Origin of the sequence: Micromonospora sp. NPDC047527 (assembly GCF_040643015.1) — a bacterium.
Taxonomy (GTDB): domain Bacteria; phylum Actinomycetota; class Actinomycetes; order Mycobacteriales; family Micromonosporaceae; genus Micromonospora.
In genome coordinates this window covers 1-17038 of record NZ_JBEYTK010000006.1, presented here as the reverse complement: position 1 = coordinate 17038, position 17038 = coordinate 1, and the positions used below count along the sequence as shown (strand labels likewise).

Annotated in this window: 10 protein-coding genes, 1 rRNA gene and 1 pseudogene; 4 read left to right on the top strand and 8 right to left on the bottom strand. The window is 71.4% G+C overall.

What is annotated here, in order from left to right; all coding sequences use genetic code 11:
* The first annotated feature begins 281 nt into the window (after positions 1–281).
* Complete coding sequence (locus tag ABZ808_RS22220) at positions 282–1016, top strand: class I SAM-dependent methyltransferase (RefSeq protein WP_357009621.1); 735 nt, start codon at positions 282–284, stop codon at positions 1014–1016.
* A 97-nt stretch (positions 1017–1113) separates the two neighbouring features.
* Here the strand turns inward: ABZ808_RS22220 and ABZ808_RS22215 are convergent, their stop codons facing one another.
* The gene (locus ABZ808_RS22215) at positions 1114–2154 is read right to left on the bottom strand and encodes a DUF3068 domain-containing protein (protein ID WP_357009619.1); all 1041 of its coding nucleotides are present in this window, start codon (positions 2152–2154) and stop codon (positions 1114–1116) included.
* 134 nt (positions 2155–2288) lie between these two features.
* On the opposite strand from ABZ808_RS22215, the gene ABZ808_RS22210 reads away from it, so the two are divergent.
* The gene (locus ABZ808_RS22210; protein ID WP_357010698.1) at positions 2289–3782 is read left to right on the top strand and encodes an acyltransferase; all 1494 of its coding nucleotides are present in this window, start codon (positions 2289–2291) and stop codon (positions 3780–3782) included.
* 2055 nt (positions 3783–5837) lie between these two features.
* On the opposite strand, the pseudogene ABZ808_RS22205 reads toward ABZ808_RS22210, so the two are convergent.
* From ABZ808_RS22205 to ABZ808_RS22185, 5 genes and pseudogenes are all read right to left on the bottom strand, one after another.
* Positions 5838–7835 (bottom strand): annotated as a pseudogene (locus tag ABZ808_RS22205) (alpha-(1->3)-arabinofuranosyltransferase family protein); the annotation flags it as partial.
* 59 nt (positions 7836–7894) lie between these two features.
* On the bottom strand, positions 7895–9346 hold the full coding sequence (locus ABZ808_RS22200) for a glycosyltransferase family 4 protein (protein WP_357009617.1): 1452 nt from the start codon (positions 9344–9346) through the stop codon (positions 7895–7897).
* On the bottom strand, positions 9343–10158 hold the full coding sequence (locus ABZ808_RS22195; protein ID WP_357009614.1) for a glycosyltransferase: 816 nt from the start codon (positions 10156–10158) through the stop codon (positions 9343–9345). The genes ABZ808_RS22200 and ABZ808_RS22195 overlap by 4 nt, the downstream gene beginning before the upstream one ends.
* A 30-nt stretch (positions 10159–10188) precedes the next feature.
* Complete coding sequence (locus ABZ808_RS22190) at positions 10189–10350, bottom strand: hypothetical protein (RefSeq protein ID WP_357009612.1); 162 nt, start codon at positions 10348–10350, stop codon at positions 10189–10191.
* A 41-nt stretch (positions 10351–10391) separates the two neighbouring features.
* On the bottom strand, positions 10392–12131 hold the full coding sequence (locus ABZ808_RS22185; protein ID WP_357009610.1) for a hypothetical protein: 1740 nt from the start codon (positions 12129–12131) through the stop codon (positions 10392–10394).
* 171 nt (positions 12132–12302) lie between these two features.
* On the opposite strand from ABZ808_RS22185, the gene ABZ808_RS22180 reads away from it, so the two are divergent.
* Positions 12303–13574, top strand: coding sequence for a polysaccharide biosynthesis protein (locus ABZ808_RS22180; protein WP_357009608.1), 1272 nt, complete (start codon positions 12303–12305; stop codon positions 13572–13574).
* On the opposite strand, the gene nudC is transcribed toward ABZ808_RS22180, so the two are convergent.
* Positions 13471–14388 carry an NAD(+) diphosphatase gene (nudC, locus tag ABZ808_RS22175; protein WP_357009606.1) on the bottom strand — a complete coding sequence of 306 codons (918 nt, stop codon included), beginning with the start codon at positions 14386–14388 and terminating at the stop codon, positions 13471–13473. The two genes, ABZ808_RS22180 and nudC, sit on opposite strands and share 104 nt — an antisense overlap.
* Before the next feature lie 180 nt (positions 14389–14568).
* Between nudC and ABZ808_RS22170 the strand changes: the two genes are divergently transcribed.
* Entirely contained in the window at positions 14569–16398 is a 1830-nt protein-coding gene (locus ABZ808_RS22170) for a VanW family protein (protein ID WP_357009603.1), read from the top strand.
* A 551-nt stretch (positions 16399–16949) separates the two neighbouring features.
* On the opposite strand, the gene rrf is transcribed toward ABZ808_RS22170, so the two are convergent.
* Positions 16950–17038: ribosomal RNA gene (gene rrf, locus ABZ808_RS22165) — 5S ribosomal RNA — on the bottom strand; the annotation flags it as partial.

The window sequence follows — 17038 nt, the reverse complement described above, 5'->3', positions numbered from 1 at the left end:
CACAACCCCCCGATTACCGGGCGGTAACACGAGGGTGGCCAATCGACAGGAGATCACCACGAAGCGTTGAACTCGCTGGAGGCACATAGGCCAAAAAAAATGACAAATACCGGCACTGATTCTCACGACTACTACCGAGGGCGACTAAACATCGAGGGATTACAATCAGGTAACGGATGTAAAGCGCGCGGGCCAGACCGCCTGCTCAGGTCGTCGCCCCCGACCGAACATCCGAGCGTCCGGTCGATCCCGGCGGCCCCCGGATGCCCTAGGGTTTCGGCGTGAATCTGAACGACGTACGGCGCGACTGGACCAAGCTGGGCGCCGAGGATCCGCTGTGGGCCGTGCTTGTCCAGCCCGGCAAGCGCGGCGGGCGGTGGGACGTCGACGAGTTCCTCGCCACCGGCCGCGCCGACGTCGAGGAGACGGCCGCTTGGCTGGGGCAACTCGGCCTGCCAACCCGGTGGGAACGGGTGCTGGACTTCGGCTGTGGGGCCGGGCGACTCTCGCAGGGCCTCGCCCCGCACGCCGACGAGGTCGTCGGCGTCGACATCGCTCCATCCATGCTGGAGACCGCCCGGCAACTTGACCGGAGCGCCGGGAACATCCGTTTCGTCCTTAACGACGCACCGGACCTGAGCCAGTTCCCCGACGGCCATTTCGATCTGGTCTACAGCGCGCTGGTGTTGCAGCACCTGCCCCGCCCGGCGATCGACCGGTACCTCGCCGAGTTCCTGCGTGTCCTACGGCCCGGCGGGATCGCCGTCGTGGGCCTGCCGACCGAGCCGGCGCGTACGGCCAAGGGCATGATCTGGAAGGTCGCGCCGTTCCGCCTGATCAGCTGGGCACAGCGTCGGCTGCTCAACTACCCGGCGCCGATGAGCATGACCGCGGTACCGCACGCCGACATGGTGCGGCTGGTGGCGGCACACGGCGGGGAGATCGTCGGGCAGCGACCCGACCTGCCGTACACCGAGGACTGGGTGTGCACCCGGTACGCGGTGCGGCGCGCCTGACCCACCGCCCGGCAGCCTGGCTAACGATCGGGCCGGCCGACCCTCGGGGTCGGCCGGCCCGGTCAGGTCGGCGTGCGGTGGTGTGATGGTGGGTTGGTTACGGCTCGCTGCGCTCCACAGCGTGGCGCCCGCCAGCGGGTGCCGGGGAGTCCTCGTCCGGCTCCGAGGCCCTCTGCGAGGGCAGCTCGGTCGTCGGCTGGTCGCCGGCGTGCACCGGCGCCGCGTCAGGCCCACGGCGACCCGCGCGGATGATGAGGAACAGACCGAGCAGGACCAGAGCGAGGCCGAGGAGACCGAGCACGATCGGCACCACCGTGGTCAGCAGGTTGATCTGACCACGCGCGTCCTCGGCAGCCTTGGCCTGCTGCTTCTGGGTCTCCTCATTGAAGACGAGAGTAGCGTCGATGATCTTGATCTTGTCCGCGCCGGTTTCGTCGCGGAGGGTCTGGAGCTGCTTCTCCTGACCCTTGACGATCACACCGCTGTCCGGCTCCACCCAGAGGGTACGGGTGTTGGCGTAGAAGCGGCCCGCGGTCACCGTGGCCTCCGTCGAACCGATCAGGTTGCCCGGAACGTCGATCTCGCTGATCTTGACCGGCTCGGCCGTCATCTCGAACTTGTAGACGGTCAAACCCTGGAGCTGCTCGGTGCCCAGGTACTTGGCGGGGTACGCCTTCCGAGCGGTGTTGTCGAAGTACTGGTAGGTCTTCTTCTCGGTGCCGAACGGGAAGGTGTAGGTCAGGCCCTCGTGCTTGAAGGGCGCACCGTTGATGTCCTCGGCACAGCAGGCGACCGCCTCTGCGGTTCGCCGATCGAGGGCAACCCGGTCCGTGCTGACCGTGATCTCCTTGCCGGCGTCGTCGATCACCCGGACACCGACGTTGAAGACCGTCCGGTCGGCGTTGCCGTCGTCGACGTCGCCCCGCACGGCGCGGTGGGCGGTCAGGTTGACGCCGCTCCGCTCCGACAGGGTGCTGAAGTCAAGGACTGTCGCGTTCTGGGCTTCTGAAACCGTTACCGAACTCTGGTCAAGGGGCACCTTGACGAGAGCGGGCGCGACGATCAGCGGCGTCGCCACGGCCCCGACGATCAGGAAAGCGCCTGCCGCCACCAAGATGGCACCCGACGTGGATCGCATGTAACTCCTCCCCTTGTAAAGACTCGACTAGTCGGCTGACAGTACATGACGAGGCCGATTTCGGATATGGTCCGAGGCGACCTTCGAGGCGTACCGACTCCGGTGGAACGCAGCCGCGCGGCTGCGACATCAAAATGGATGTTGAGGGAACTGTGAGCCGACCTGTCAAATCGGGCTCGATCAGCGGACAGGCGGGCCTGTCCGCTCCTAATACTGGCCGTTCGGATAGCTGGCTTCCCGCTTTGGAAGGACTCCGCGCCATAGCGGTGATCGGCGTTGTCGTCCACCATGTCGCCTTCCTCAGCGGACTCACAAACTCGTTCGCCCGCCTCGGAGGTGTGCTGGCCAGGCTGGATGTGGGGGTGGCAATCTTCTTCGCGCTGTCCGGCTTCCTCCTCTACCGACCATTCGCGCTCGCCACCATTCACGGGCAGTCCGGACCGTCTGTTCGGAGATACCTCTGGCATCGTGCGCTGCGCATTTTGCCCGGGTACTGGGCAATGGCTGCCGTTGGACTCGTCTGGCTCAACATCGATTACCTCAGGTCAGTCTGGGACTGGGCAATTCCCCTTCTGCTGGCACAGATTTATGAGCCATTGCGACTACCGGTCGGCATGGAGCAGACCTGGAGCCTGGCTACGGAGGCGACTTTCTACCTGGCACTGCCGGTGATAGCGATGCTCGGCCGCCGAATGGGCGGTCGAACTCCGCTGGGCCGAGCCCGACGCCAACTGGCACTCGGCGCCATACTCGTCCTTGCCGGCCTAACCTGGAATGCGTACGCGCACGGTCCCGACTCGCCACTACCGGGACTTGGGGTGCTCTGGCTGCCCGCCTTTCTGGACTGGTTCGGCATCGGCATCATGCTGGCCGTGCTCGCCTCGTGGCCCGCCAGCACGACCTCGTCCCCGTTCCTCGCGGGCCTGGCCGGCAGCGGGTCCGGCCGAGGCGACGACGACCTGTGGTCCGCCACGCCGCGCGGTCTGCGCGTCTTCACGTTCGCCCCGGGAACGTCGTGGCTCATCGCCGGCGCGCTGCTGTGGATCGCCAGCACCCCGATCGCCGGCCCGCGCGGGGTCGAACCCGCCAAGGCGATCGAGTCGATCGTCGAGCACCTGGTGTTCCTGCTCATCGCCTGGTGCGTGATCGCCCCGCTCGTTGGCCCGGGCTCCGGCGGGGTGCCGCGAGCGCTCCTCGGCCATCGGGTGGTCCTGTTTCTCGGCCGGATCTCCTACGGCATCTTCCTGTGGCACCTCCTCGCCCTCGAGGCCTGCTTCCGCCTGCTCGGATTCACCCGGATGGACAGCTCCTTCTGGGTTCTCCTCGCGCTCACGCTGGCCCTCACGATCCCGGTCGCGACGGCCAGCTACTACCTCATCGAGCGGCCGTCGCGGCGATTCCGGCGGGTCGGGCAGCGGCGGCGCGACCGCCCCGGGCCCGAGGTCGTCGAACCCGGCTCCCTGGTCCAGGTGCCGACGCCGGTGCCAGCGCTGCAGGCCGCGTCGTCGGTCCCCGGCGGGCACCCGACCCTCGCGGCGCAACTCGTACCGCCCGCGCACCCGGCGGAAACGCAGCACCAGAGCGGCGATCGCGACGAGGAGCAGCCCGGTCGGAAGCACGACCAGTAGATCCGCCAGCCGTTCCGAGCCGACCCGCGGCAGCCACCACCGCTGGGTCCCGTAGGCCGCGAGCCCCAGGGCGGCCGGCACCCAGATCCAGCCAGGGCTGGGCGTCCGTCGCCGGTGCAGGGCCAGGACCACGGCGGCGCAGCCGAGCCCGATCCAGCCCCCGAGCAGCGCCGGCACACCCACCGCGAGCAGCGGCGCCGTCGGCATCGTCGACGGCACCACCGGGTACGACGGCCGATGGCGACGCGCGGGGATCAGCGCTGCGACGACCAACAGCAGCAGCAGACCCACGCCGACGCGCAGAATGAGGACGTACTGCTCCCCGGGCGTGAAGACCAGGTCGACGCGGCCGGCGGCCCCGGCCGGCACGAACCACGCCTGCTTCCACCCGTCCAGGCGCGTCGGTACGAGCTGGACACCGTCGAGGGTTGCCCGCCAGCCGGGGTTGGCGTTCTCCGGGACGACCAGGTAGCTGCCGCCACCCGCCCCGACCTCGACCGACCGACGCTGGTCGTCCCAGTCGAGGACCGCAACGGCCTGGCGGGGCGACTCGGCGCCCGCTGCCACAGCGGGTCGCACCGCCGGCTCACCGGTCAGAATCACGCTGTCCACGACGAACCGATCCGGCGGCGCGGAGACCTCGTTCGGGCCGCCCCGCAGCGAGACCTCGTCGGCATCCGCCTTCGGGGTGGCCTTGGCTCGGCCCGCCGGCTTGGTTTCGGGGAGGCACGCGCGGTACCGCAGTGGCCGCAGATCCCTCAGGTCCCGCAACGTGCCCGAGGCAGTCGTCGGCATTGGCGCCCCGTTGATCACGATCGTCGGGCCCGCGCCGCACGGCAACGTCACCTCACGGTCGAGGCCACGGGGCTGGTTGGCTTCGGGCACGCCCTGCACGTCCATGCCGCTGAGGCCGACGGGCAGCGGTTGCGGCTCGAACAGCGCGGTCGACTGGTTGATCCTTGGCACCGTCGAGGTCACGGCCACGGCGAGGCCGCGGGTACGCAGGGCCGGGAAGCGGGCAACACCGTCCAGGTCGACCGTCACCTCCCGGATGCCGTCGTCGCCGGTGATCCGGACCGTCCTGGGCGGAGCCGCGACCAGGCTCTCCGCGAACCGCAGGCGCACCCAGCTCACCGTCCGAAGCTTGGCCCAGCGCACCTTCACGGTCGGCTGCGGGTCGTACGGGTCCGCCCACCAGGCCGTGCCGTCGTCCCCGTCGCCCAGCGACCTCGATGAGGCGACCGGATCGTCGAACCACGAGCTCGACGTGGTGAAGGTTTCGCCGCCCGTCATGTCGTCGTACACCGCTCGCGCGGTGGCGGGTGTGGCGCGGGCCAGGCCGGTGAGGTGGTAGTTGGTGGACGCCGGCAGGTCGAAGCGGCGGGGCACCAGTCCCGTCTCCTCGCCCTGCCGGATGAGGTCGGGAGAGCACAGGTAGTGGACACCGGCGACCGCGCAGGCCGGCCGGTCCACGGCCTTGCGGGTCAGCGCGACGACCTCCGGCGCGCTGGTGGCATCGGGCATCGCCGGCAGTTGCAGGTACCGCTGTGGGCTCACCCCGGCAACGCGTACCTCCCGGATGCCCGCGCGGCGACCCGGCACGTCGGCACCCGCGACACCGTCGATCGTCACCCGAAGCCAGGTGGTACGCCCCGACGGCAGCGACAGTCGCAGCGGCGCCGACCCGGCGTCGACCACCGAGTGCACGTACGAGCCGCCCTCGGTGCTGACCTCGACCCGGGTGACCGGTGCGCCGACAACCTCGTCGCCGACCACCTGCAACTCCACCGACCCGGCTTGGACCTTGTCCTGGAACCGGATCTCCACCCACTGGCCCACGGGTTTACGCGCACCGTCCGACAGCCACGAGGTGCCGCTGTCGCCGTCGATGGCCGCGAACGGGGTGGCCGAGGGGTCGCGCAACCCGGCCGGCCCCGCGACGTCGGCCGCGCTGGAGGACGCCTCGACGCTGGTCACCCCGGCATGTCCCGACGAGGTGACCGACGAGGTCCACGCGGGATCGATGATGTCGTGTTCCATGCGCGACAGCCGGGGCCGCTCCTCGGGGGTCAGTGTCCGCGAGGTGTTGCCACGGACGAGGCCGAAGTCGATCTCCCGGTTGCGCAGGCTGTCGGCGAGCACCGTGCCCCCGCCGGTCGTCGACGGGGCGTCGCCGTCGAGGATCACCGGCCGGTTGCCGAGCACACCGGCGTCGCTGAGGTCCAGCAACGTCTCCGGTGCGCCGACCAGGTTGAGCGGCTGCGTCGCGTCGGTCAGCGTGGCCCGAGGGGTCGGCCGGTCCACCTCGTAGATCTCCACCGCCGGATACGGCACGTGCAGCCCGTAGTCCCACGCTCCGGTGAAGTCCGGCGTCGCCCCGCTGTTCGGGCCGAACGCGGCGACCCGGAACAACCCCGGAGCGCTGTCCAGCGTGCGGTGCACGAGAACCGGCCACGCGATGCCGCCGACAGGCTGGCGGAGGTCGTTGCGGACGAGCAGGTATCGCACGCCGAGTCGACCGAGCACGTCGGCCAGCCCTGGCGAGGCGGTGCCGGAGGCGAGTCGATCGTCGATCGCGGAGAGCAGCCGGGCGTTGCCCGCCGACCCGGCCGGCACCAGCGACCGCACCGCCCACGGCGAGTCCAGCAAGGGCTGGACCGGCTCGTCCAACGATCGCCCCCAGTTGTACTCGGCGAAGTTGGAACCGGGGACCAGCAGCGTGGTGCCCGGGCCGGCGTTCCGGTCGAGCCATCCGGTCGCCTGCCGCCAGTGGTCGGGCACCGTCCAGAATCCGCCGCCCGCCGCGAGCCCCGCATTCCCCGCGCCGCTGGTGACCGCGAGGAGCGCGACGGCGGTGACGCCCAACGCGACCCGCCGGGGTGCCATGTTGGTGGGACGCGTGACCCGGCGGATGACAGCGATCCGGCCGGCGGTGTGCAGCATGTGCGCGGTGGCCAGGGCCAGCGGCAGGCGAAGTACGACGTCGAACTTGTGCAGGTTGCGCAGCGCGGCGAGCGGGCCGTCGAGGGCCTCGCGCACCGTCGAGGCGAAGGCGGCGCCCCCGTCCGACAGGTTTCCCGCGGTCAGGGTCAGCAACCCGACCAGGGCCCCGATGAACAGGAACCGCCGCTCCGGCAGATCCCGACGGGCCAGTCCGGCCAGGCCGATGCACGCGATAAGGCCGGTGAGCACGATCATCCAGAGCGTCGTGACCAACGCCCATCCCGAGCGCCACCAGGGCACACCGTCGACGGCCAGGTAACCCACCCAGTGGGTGGCGCCCCGCACGGCCGACGGGAGCGACGTCACGCTCGTCGTGACCGCCGCACTCTCGGTGTACGGCAGGAACGGGAACCCGTACCGCTGTAGGAGCAGCAGCGGCACCAGCCACCAGAAGGTGGCCACGACCATCGCCACCGTCCACCAGGCCAGCAGGCGGATCCGTCGCCAGCCCGGCGCGCGGGTCACCACGAAGAGGAACGCCGGGAGTACGGCGCACGCGGCGGCGGCCCCGTTCGCTCCGCCCATGCAGACCACCGCCAAGCCGCTGAGCGCGGCCGCCCGCCGCAGCGAGCCACCCGCAGCTCCCTTGACCAGGGGCAGCAGCACCCACGGGGCGACGCAGTACGGCAGCAGTTCCAGCGACACGGTGCCGACCAGGGAGAGGGCTCGGGGCGAGAGCGCGAACACCGCGCCGGCCACCAGGCGTGACGCCGGTCCACCCAGGTCGAGGGCGCGAGCCAGCCGCACCACACCGGTGAGGGCCACACAGAGCAGGGCCGCCATCCAGAGCCGCTGGACGAGCCAGGCCGGCAGCCCCACCGCCTCACCGAGCAGGAAGAACGGCCCCATCGGGAAGAAGTAGCCGACGGCCTGGTTCTGGAGGGTGCCGAACTGCCAGTCCGCGGTCCACAGGTGGGTGGCCCGGGCGAGGAACCCGCCCGGGTCCAGGGCCATGTCCAGCTTCGTGTCGGGCACGATGAGCCCGGGCTCCTGGGTGATGCAGAGACCGATCAGCGCGAGGCAGACCAGCAGCTCACGCAGGCGCCACACCGCCAGGGACACCGTGGCGGTCGGTATTCCGGGGGCGCGACGAGCGGTCGACCAGGCGGTCAGCACTGCCGTACCGGAACTCCGGTGAGCAGTTCGTCCCCACTGGCGTTCCGCTCGCTGATGTCTTCGGCGCCGATGCCCGCCCCGAGCAGCACCTGCCGGATCGCGGCTGGGTCCGCGCCCGGCACCAGGATCCACAGACCGTGTTCGTCGACCGCGACATGTCGGGTGTACGGGAGGAGTGGGGCCAGCCGGGCGAGGAGGCTCTCCGGCTGGTCGGTCCGGACCACGAGAGACGCGTTCCCCGCAGCCCACGGCACCGCACGTGGCTCGAGCAGATCACCGAGGACCGCTCGGACCCGCCGGCCGGTGTCGGCCCAGCCGAACGAATCGCTCCACTGTCGACACTCAGCGGCCATCCGGTCCGCCTCGGCCGGCACCGCGAGGGAGTCCAACGCGCGGTCGAGACCGGCGGCGAGACTCTGCGCGGGGTTCTCGCCCTCGCTGACCAGCCACCCGGTGCGGCCCGGTCGGACGGCGTCGCGCAGCCCGTCCACGTCGAACGCGACAGTGGGCAGCCCGGCGGCGGCGGCCTCCACCACCACGAGACCCCAGCCCTCACCCCACGAGCCGGAGACGTGCAACCAGGCGGCGGCCAGCAGTGCGTCCCGCTCGGCGGAGGGCAGGTGCCCGTGGACCGTGACCGTGTCGCTCAGCCCACGCTCGTCGACCAGCCGGCGGATGGTCGTCACGTCCGGCCCGCCACCGACGATGTCCAGGCGCAGGTCGGGCCGATCCGCTCGGAGCTGGTGGACGGCGTCGAGCACCAGATCCACCCGCTTGTGCCGGGTCACCCGGCCGACGCAGACGACACGGGGTCGGCTGTCCCGGGCCACGCCAGCGGCTGCCGGCGGCGACGTCGCGTCCGCGCCGTTGGGCACCACGACCACCGGACCGGCCCAGCGCAGCCGGTCCCGGATGGCCACGGCCGTCGAGGGTGAGACCGCGAGGGTCACCGCACGGCGGTAGACCCGTCGGGCGACCGGCCCTTCCAGCCACGCCCCGAAGCGACCCACGACCGGGCCGAAGTACAGCCGGAACTGGCGGTCGTGCACGTGGTGGATCACGCAGATCACCGGCACGTCCGCCGGCAGGACCGCCGGGCTGAAGAACGGGATGCCGTTCTGACAGTCCACGACCGCGTCGAACTGACGCCGTCGTCGCGCCAGCCAGCCCAGCACCCGGGGGTAGATGCTCCACCGGCCGCCGACACGGACGATCCTGATGCCGTCCCGGACCTCGTCGCCGCGCTGACCCGGCGGGCGCGCGGTGACGAAGGTGACCTCCGCCCCGGCGCTCACCAGGTCGCGGGCGACCTGCCAGGCGTAGACCTCGGCTCCCCCGGCGTCCGGATGCCAGAGGTCCTTCCAGTTGAGCACCGCGACCCGGCGGCCCACGACCGTGGCGTCGGTGGTGGGCGCCGCGGTGGTCCGGGATGATCTGACACTCACGGCCGCATTCCAACGGTGGCGGTGCCACTTGTCACGTCCGGGGCGACCGGAAGGGTGACGACCGGCATCGGCATCGGCATCGCCGGGGCGACGCCGGCGCCACGGAGCCGCCACTGGATCTTCGCGACGTCAACGAAACTCTGCCAGCCGTGTCGGAGCGGTGAGAAGCGGGAGCCGGGCATATCCACCCAGTTCACCGGGACCTCCACCAAACGGGCACCGGCCCGCTCGGCGCGGCCCAGCACCTCGACGTCGAACGCGAACCCACCGCACCGAAGTGGCGCGAAGGCCCGCCGTGCGACGTCGTTGCCGAAGAACTTGAACCCGCACTGCGTCTCACTCACGCCGCGCACCACCTGCCGGACAGCGCCACGGAACGCCACCGCGCCCCACCGTCGCAGCAAGCTGTGCCGCTCCTGGACAACCGACTCGGGGTGGGCCCGCGACCCGACCACCGCGTCGGCCCCCTCGGTCAGGAGACTGAGCACCCGCCCGAGAATGGCTGGCGCGGTGGCCAGGTCCGCGTCACAGAAGCCGACGTAGCGCGCGTCGCTTGCCAGCACGCCGGTACGCACCGCGAAACCCTTGCCCGGTTTGCCGCACCAGAGCAGTCGAACGGGAACCGGACCGGCGGGTGCGCCCGTCACCACCTCAGCGGTCCCGTCGGTGCTGGCGTTGTCCACCACGGTGACCCGGCAGGGCACACCGAGGTCGGCCAGCGCCGCCCGGAGCAGGATCAGGGTGTCGGGCAGCCGGAGTGCCTCGTTGAACGCGGGCACCACGACGTCGAGTACGACCACATCTGACGACACGTCAGGAGGAAGGACCTCCATGGAGGGCCGTCAACGCTCGCCGTACACGATGATGGGCTGCTCCACGTTCGCAGGCTTGCTGTTGGTGTTGGTGATAGTGGACGTCCCGATCGAGACGGCCAGGATTCCGAGCACAGCACCCACCGCCGCGGCGACGACCGCGGTCAGGAGGGGATTGAAGGATGCCTTCATTGATGATCCCTTCGGGGAAAGGTACCGAAGAGTAACATGCGTCACTGCTGTGCGGGCCGGTGCAAAAGGGCGATCAACAGGGTGGCCCCGAGTACCGAATACCCCAGCAACGGAACTATGCCGATACGCCCTGCCGACTCGGAGAAATCGGCACCAGGCAGGCGTAACAGGGTTAACGACCCGTCTCGCCGCACCAGCTCGGCGTCCGCGAAACGGCTCTCCGCCTGGGCACCGTCGGGTTGATCGGTCTGAATGAGCACATACCGCACGCCGAGCCGACGCAGGGCCGGCCCAGGGTCGCCGGGCACGGCCAGCGCTGCCGCCACCCGATCGGCCTCACGGCTCTCCCCCCGAATCCGGTCCCGACCGACCAACACGTCCTGGTCGCCGATCACCGGCCGCCGGAACGCCCGCGACGCCGGATCGAGCACCGGCACGTTGCCCGCCCACCGGTAGGCCCGGAACGAGGACCAGGGCAGTGAGACGAGGCTGCCGCCGGCCGGATCCCGGTTCACCTCGGCGCGCACCGCCGACCACTCCGCCGGGTACCGCACCGTGTCGAGCTGACCGCTGAGACCCCACGCCAGGCCAGGCAGCAGCAACACCGGAGCGGCCACCACCAGCGGTGCCCACGCCCGGGCCCTCGCCGTCGTCAGCGACTCCACCAGCATCCCGAGACCCACCGCCTGCACCAACGCCAGCGGTGCGAGCAGCCGGGTGCCGTCCCGGACCGCGCCGGCCAGCGGAACGTGCTCGACGAGCGCGACCATCCACTGCGCACCCACCGACCAGGCCGGCAGTACGGCGATCACGGTGCCCAGGACCGCGCTGACGAGCAGGCCCCACCACGCCGTCGACGGCCAGCGACGACGGATCAGCACGTACCCCCAGAACGCCGCCGCGGCGAGCACCAGCGCGAGCAGGGCGACCGGCCACTGGTCCCGGCCGACCGGTACGGCATGGCGGCTCCAGATGCCACCGAGCGTGCCGACGCTGCCGAGCACGCCCAGCGGAGTGTCCGGGCGGACAGCGAAGGCGGCGACCCCCCGCTCGTCGAGATCGACGGCACCACCCCGGCTCATCAACGCCAACCACCACGGTGCGGTGAGGCCGACCAGCGCCGCGGCACCTGCTACCAACGCCCGCCACCGCCGCGCCAGGGCCAACGCCGGAGCGCAGGCGAGGACGGCCGCCAACACCATCGCCGGGCCGCCCAGCACCACCGTGACCCCACCTGCCACGGCGGAACGCCGACCCGGACCGGTGCCGTCGGACGGTGGCCGCACCACGCCCAGCACCCAGGCGTACGCCCAGGGCAACGCGGCGTACCCCGCGATGACCGCCCACTGCCCGAGGTGCAGCCGGCCGTACACCCAGGGATTCCAGACGTACGCGAGCCCGGCCGCGATCCGCGCCATCGGGTGGCCGACGGGAGCCAACCGGGCGGCACCCACCGCGGCCAGGGCGAGGCAGCCGGCGAGGAGCACCTTCTGGGCCATGTCGGCGGGGATCAGCTGGGACAGGCCGACCGCGAGCAGTTCGCTGGGCACCGCACGGGGCAGCTCGGAGCCGCTGCCCCAGACCGTGGCGCCGAACGGCGGGTCCGGCACGAACACCAGGTCGTAACGGAGGACGTAGCCACGACGGAGCACCGGGCCGAGAATCGCGATGACCACGCCGAATCCGAGCGCGGCCTCCGGCCACCACCGACGGAGTACGACGGCAGCCCGCAGCAGCGCCGGACCGATCTCCGGTGACGGTCGACGCACACGGACCCCCATGGACCTGGACGGGACGCGGGCCCGACATCGCGCCCGGGGCTCCGGACAGCACTCTAGGCACAGGGGAAGCGCGGACGGTAGCTTGCCAGACGACATCGACGAGCGGCCCGCGACGACGACGCGAGGCTTCGGGACGAACCCGTTTCCCCCGGCGAACCGACATGAGGCGCGATGACAGAGACGACGGCTGGGCCTGGCGCGGGCCGCATGGGAGCGGCGGGCGCGGCGGTGGCGGGCGCCGCGATGGTGACGAACGGGCTGGCCTACCTGCTCCCGATGCTCGGTGCCCGGCACCTCGCGGTGGAGGAGTTGAGTGTGCTGGCCACGGTGCTGGCCCTCGTCGCGATAGCCGGCGTCGCCGGTGTGGGCCTGCAGATGGCGATCGCCGTGCACCGGGCCCGGCACCCGGGCGCACCGACCAACCGGGTCACCCTCGTCACCACAGCCGTCGCCGGTGGCGCCGTCGTCGTGGCCGCGCCGCTGATGATGACCGCGCTACGGCTGTCGTTGACGGTCGCGGCGCTGGTCGCCGCCACCACCGTCGCGGTCGTCCTGGCCGCCCGGTGGCTCGGCGAGTTGCAGGGTGAGCAGCGCTTCCTCCGCCTCGCCTGGGCGATGGGGGTGGTCGCGGTCGGACGGTACGGCGGCATGATCGTCGCGCTCGTCCTCGGCGCCGACGTCGTCGACACCCTCGTGGCCGGCATGGTGACCTCGTACCTGGTGCTGCCCGTGCTGGCCTGGGTCGCCCGACCGGCCCGCCGGGCCACCTCGGGCCGGGAGAGCGCCGCCCTGCGCATCCGGCAGGTGACGAGTGCCGGCACGGCCGCGCTGGCGATGCTCGCCGTGTCGTACGCCGACCTGATCTTCGCCCGCCAACTGCTGTCACCTGCGGACTCCGGGGCGTACGCCGTCGGAACCGTGCTCACCAAGGGTGCGCTCTGGGCACCCCAGGTGATCGTGGTGCTGGCACTGCCCCGACTGGCCGTGGGGGACAACCGGGTCCGCACCGTCGTGCTCGCGATCGTCGCCGGCTGCGGTGCCGTGCTCGTCGCCGCCTCGGCCCTGGCCGGCGGTTTCGCGTTCCGGCTGGTGGGCGGCGAGGACTACGCGTCCCTGGGTGAGTACGCCCCGTTCTTCGCCGCCACCGGCGCGCTCTACGCGCTGGTCTTCGCGGCCGTCAACGCCAAGATCGCGGCGGGGGCGCGCTGGCCCTCCGCGCCGCTCTGGGTGGCCGCGGGCGTCCTGGCCATCCTGACCATGGCCGTCGCGCCACGGACGTTCCAGGGAATCATGTGGTGTGCTCTCGCCACCGCTGCGGCGACCGCGCTGGTGATGGTCCTCAGCCTGCCGTCAGCCACCGATCGAGCAACTGGTGATCGATCGAGTCCACCCGACCGAGCGGACGACCGGCCGCGACCCTCTCCCGCAACTCAGCCCGGGTGAACCAGCGTGCCTCCAGCAACTCCACGCCGTCGACGCGTACCTCCTCGGACGTGGCGGTGGCCCGGAAGCCCACCATCAGGCCGGCGGGGAACGGCCACCCCTGCGACCCCTGGTAGGTCACGTCGGTGACTGTCACGCCCGCCTCCTCGGCCATCTCCCGACGGACCGCGTCCTCCAGGCTCTCGCCGACCTCGACGAAGCCGGCCAACGTCGAGTACGCCCCCTCGGGAGCGCCGGCGTGCCGGGCCAGCAGGCAGCGCTCCGGCGAGCCGGGCGCCTCCACCAGCACGATGATCGCCGGCTCGATGCGGGGGAACAGGAGCCGCCCGCAGTCCCCGCCGCCGCAGGTCCGGACGTGCCCGCCACCGCCGGCGACGGCCGGCGAACCGCATCCGCCGCAGTACCGTGACTGCCGGTGCCAGTGCAGCAACCCCCGGGCGTACGCCTGGACGGCCGCGCCGGACGGGTCGAGCCGCCCCACCAGGGCCCGCACGTCGACGGCCCGTGCCGCACCGGTCATCTCGACGGCCGACCGCTCGCTGAGCGCGGAGAGGTCCACGGCGAACACGGCGACGTCCCCGTCGAGCCCCAGAAAGACGGTTTCGTCGGCGGCGGACCGGACGAGGGCCGCCCGGTCCGCCGTGAGCCGCACCGGGCCGTCCCCGTCGACCAGGCAGCGGTCCCGCCACAGCGGCAGCACGACCGTGGTCGGCTCGGTCAGCAGCGCGTCCAGTCGATGGGGGTCGGTGCGCAGGGGCCCTGCCCGGTCCAACCAGCCGCCGCCGTACGCCAGCACCCGCTCCTCAGCGTCCACTCCGCCACCGTGCCACGGCGGCGGACAAGGACCCACACCGACCCGGCTCCCGCGACACGCCGGTGCGACACGCGGCGGCGACGCGGGTGGGCGCAGCCCGCAGGTACGGCCGACCATTCGTTACCGTAGGTGGTCTCCGGGAGGGGAGACCTCCCGTGGCACCTGGCGATCGAGGTTGTAGTGACGCTGTACGGCGAAAAACGTCCACCCGCCGACGACCGGCCCACCGTGCAGGTCACCGCGGTCACCTGGCCGGACGACGGGCCGACGGCGGTCACACCGCCCGTCCCCACCCCGGCCGGTGAGCCGGCGGGCGGTGGGCGCCGCCCCCGGCGGGTGCGGATGCTGCTCGCGGCCGGCATCACCGGAGGCGTGCTCGCGGCCGGTGCGGGTGCCGGCGCCTGGGCGTACGCCGGGGACGTACCCCGGGGCACCAGCGTGCTCGGCACCGAACTGGGCGGCCGGAGCCTCACCGCCGCCGACCGTGAGCTGCGGGCCGAACTGGACCGGCGTGCGGCGGCCCTCGCCGCACCGCTGAAGGTCACCGTCGGGGAGCGCACCGCCGAGATCAACCCCGCCGACGTCGGGTTGACCGTCGACGTGGCGGCGACCGTGGCGGCGGCGGCCGACGCCGACGCGCACGCGGTCAGCCGGTTGGTCGGCTCCCGCACCGTCGATCCGGTGGTCACCGTCGACGCCGACCGGCTGGACGGCGCGCTCCGCAAGGTGCTCGGCGACCAGGCCCGCCCGATGACCAAGCCGGCGATCACCTATCAGGGCACCACGCCGAAGGTGGTGCAGCCCAAGCCGGGGCTGGCGTTCGACCCGGAGCGCTCCGCCGACGCCGTGCGCGCCGGTTGGCTGGCCGGCGCCCCGGTCACCGTGCCGCTGGTGGAGAGCCACCCCGCGACCACCGCCGAGGAGTTGGACCGGCTGGTCGCCGACCTGGCGAAGCCGGCCGTCGCCGCACCGGTCACCCTGCGCACTGACAAGGGTTCGGTGAAGGTACCTCCCGCCGCCATCGCGAAGAGCCTGCGGTTCACCGCCGACGACGCCGGCAAGCTCACGCCGACGGTGGACGTGAAGCGGCTGCGCACGGCCCTCGGCGACAGCCTGAACGCGATCGAGGTGCCGCCGAAGGACGCGACGATGACCATCGCCGGAGGGCGGCCCACGGTCAGCGACGGACGCGACGGCCAGCAGCTGGACAGCGCCGCCCTGAGCCGCGACCTGCTGGCCGTGCTGCCGAAGTCGGACGGCCGTGAGGTGACCGGCGAGGTGAAGGCGACGCCGCCGGAACTGACCGCGGAGAAGCTCGCCGGCCTGGGCATCAAGGAGCGGGTGTCCACCTTCACCACCAAGTTCACCGGGGGCCTGGCCTCCTCGCGCAGCCAGAACATCGTCACCATCGCGAAGAAGGTGGACGGCACAGTCGTGCTTCCCGGCAAGACGTTCTCGCTGAACGGGCACACCGGGGAGCGCAGCTACAAACAGGGCTACCGGGACGCGCCGGTCATCCTCGACGGCAAGCTGGTGCCGGGCGTGGGCGGTGGCACCTCGCAGTTCACCACCACGCTGTTCAACGCCACCTACTACGCCGGGTTGGAGGACGTCGAGCACAAGCCGCACTCGTACTGGTTCGACCGGTACCCGGCGGTCATCGAGTCGACCATCTTCTGGCCGAACCTGGACTTCAAGTTCCGCAACAACACCGAGTACGGCGTGCTCATCGACACCTCGTACACGTCGAGCACGATCACCGTGTCGATCTGGAGCACCAAGATCTACGACAGCGTGAAGACGGAGTACGGGCCGCGCCGCAACATCACCACGCCGAAGCTGATCCATCTGGAGCCTGGGCCCACGTGCATCGCGACGAACGGCATCAACGGCTTCACCCAGGACGCCTTCCGGGTCATCAAGAAGGACGGCAAGGTGGTCAAGCGGGAGAAGTTCACCTGGCGCTACGACGCCGAGCCCCGCTACGTCTGCGGGCCGAAGCCCTCCTGAGCCGCGGCTATCCGCCGCCCGACCCGAACGTTGAGGACCGCCATGGCCACCGGCCCGGCGGTCCTCAACGGATAAGGGGCCCGGACGTCTCGGGAACTCTTTCACCGAAGCCACTTCGCCTGGGCGTTCGGCCTCCTGCTTCGCCTCGTCCGCCGCCGCCTGCAGGTCGTGTCGATCGTGCGAATGCATCTCCCCGGCTGGGCGCTCCGGGCCGTGCGTCGCGCTGTCCTTGGGCGCGTGAGCGACCTCGGCACCGCCACCGCTCGGTGCCGCTGCAATGGAGTCGTGGGCGTAGCCCTTATCCGCGATCAAGCACGCCGGGGCGTGCACGAGCCTGACCAGGTCCGAGCTCGTTGACCCGGATCTGGTCTCGTTGACTCGAATCTGGTCCAGCAACGTTTGGACCTGGGGGGTTATCGCCGGCTGGGCGGGCGTGAGCGGGATTGTGCGTCGGGCGCCGCAGGCAGGCCGCCGCCCGCGTTCCCGCCCGCAGGCATACCGGTGAACGCAGTTAAGGCCACCCCATATGGGGTGGCCTTAACTGGAAGATTGTCCGGCGGTGTCCTACTCTCCCACACCCTCACGAGTGCAGTACCATCGGCGCTGGAGGGCTTAGCTTCCGGGTTCGGAATGTAACCGG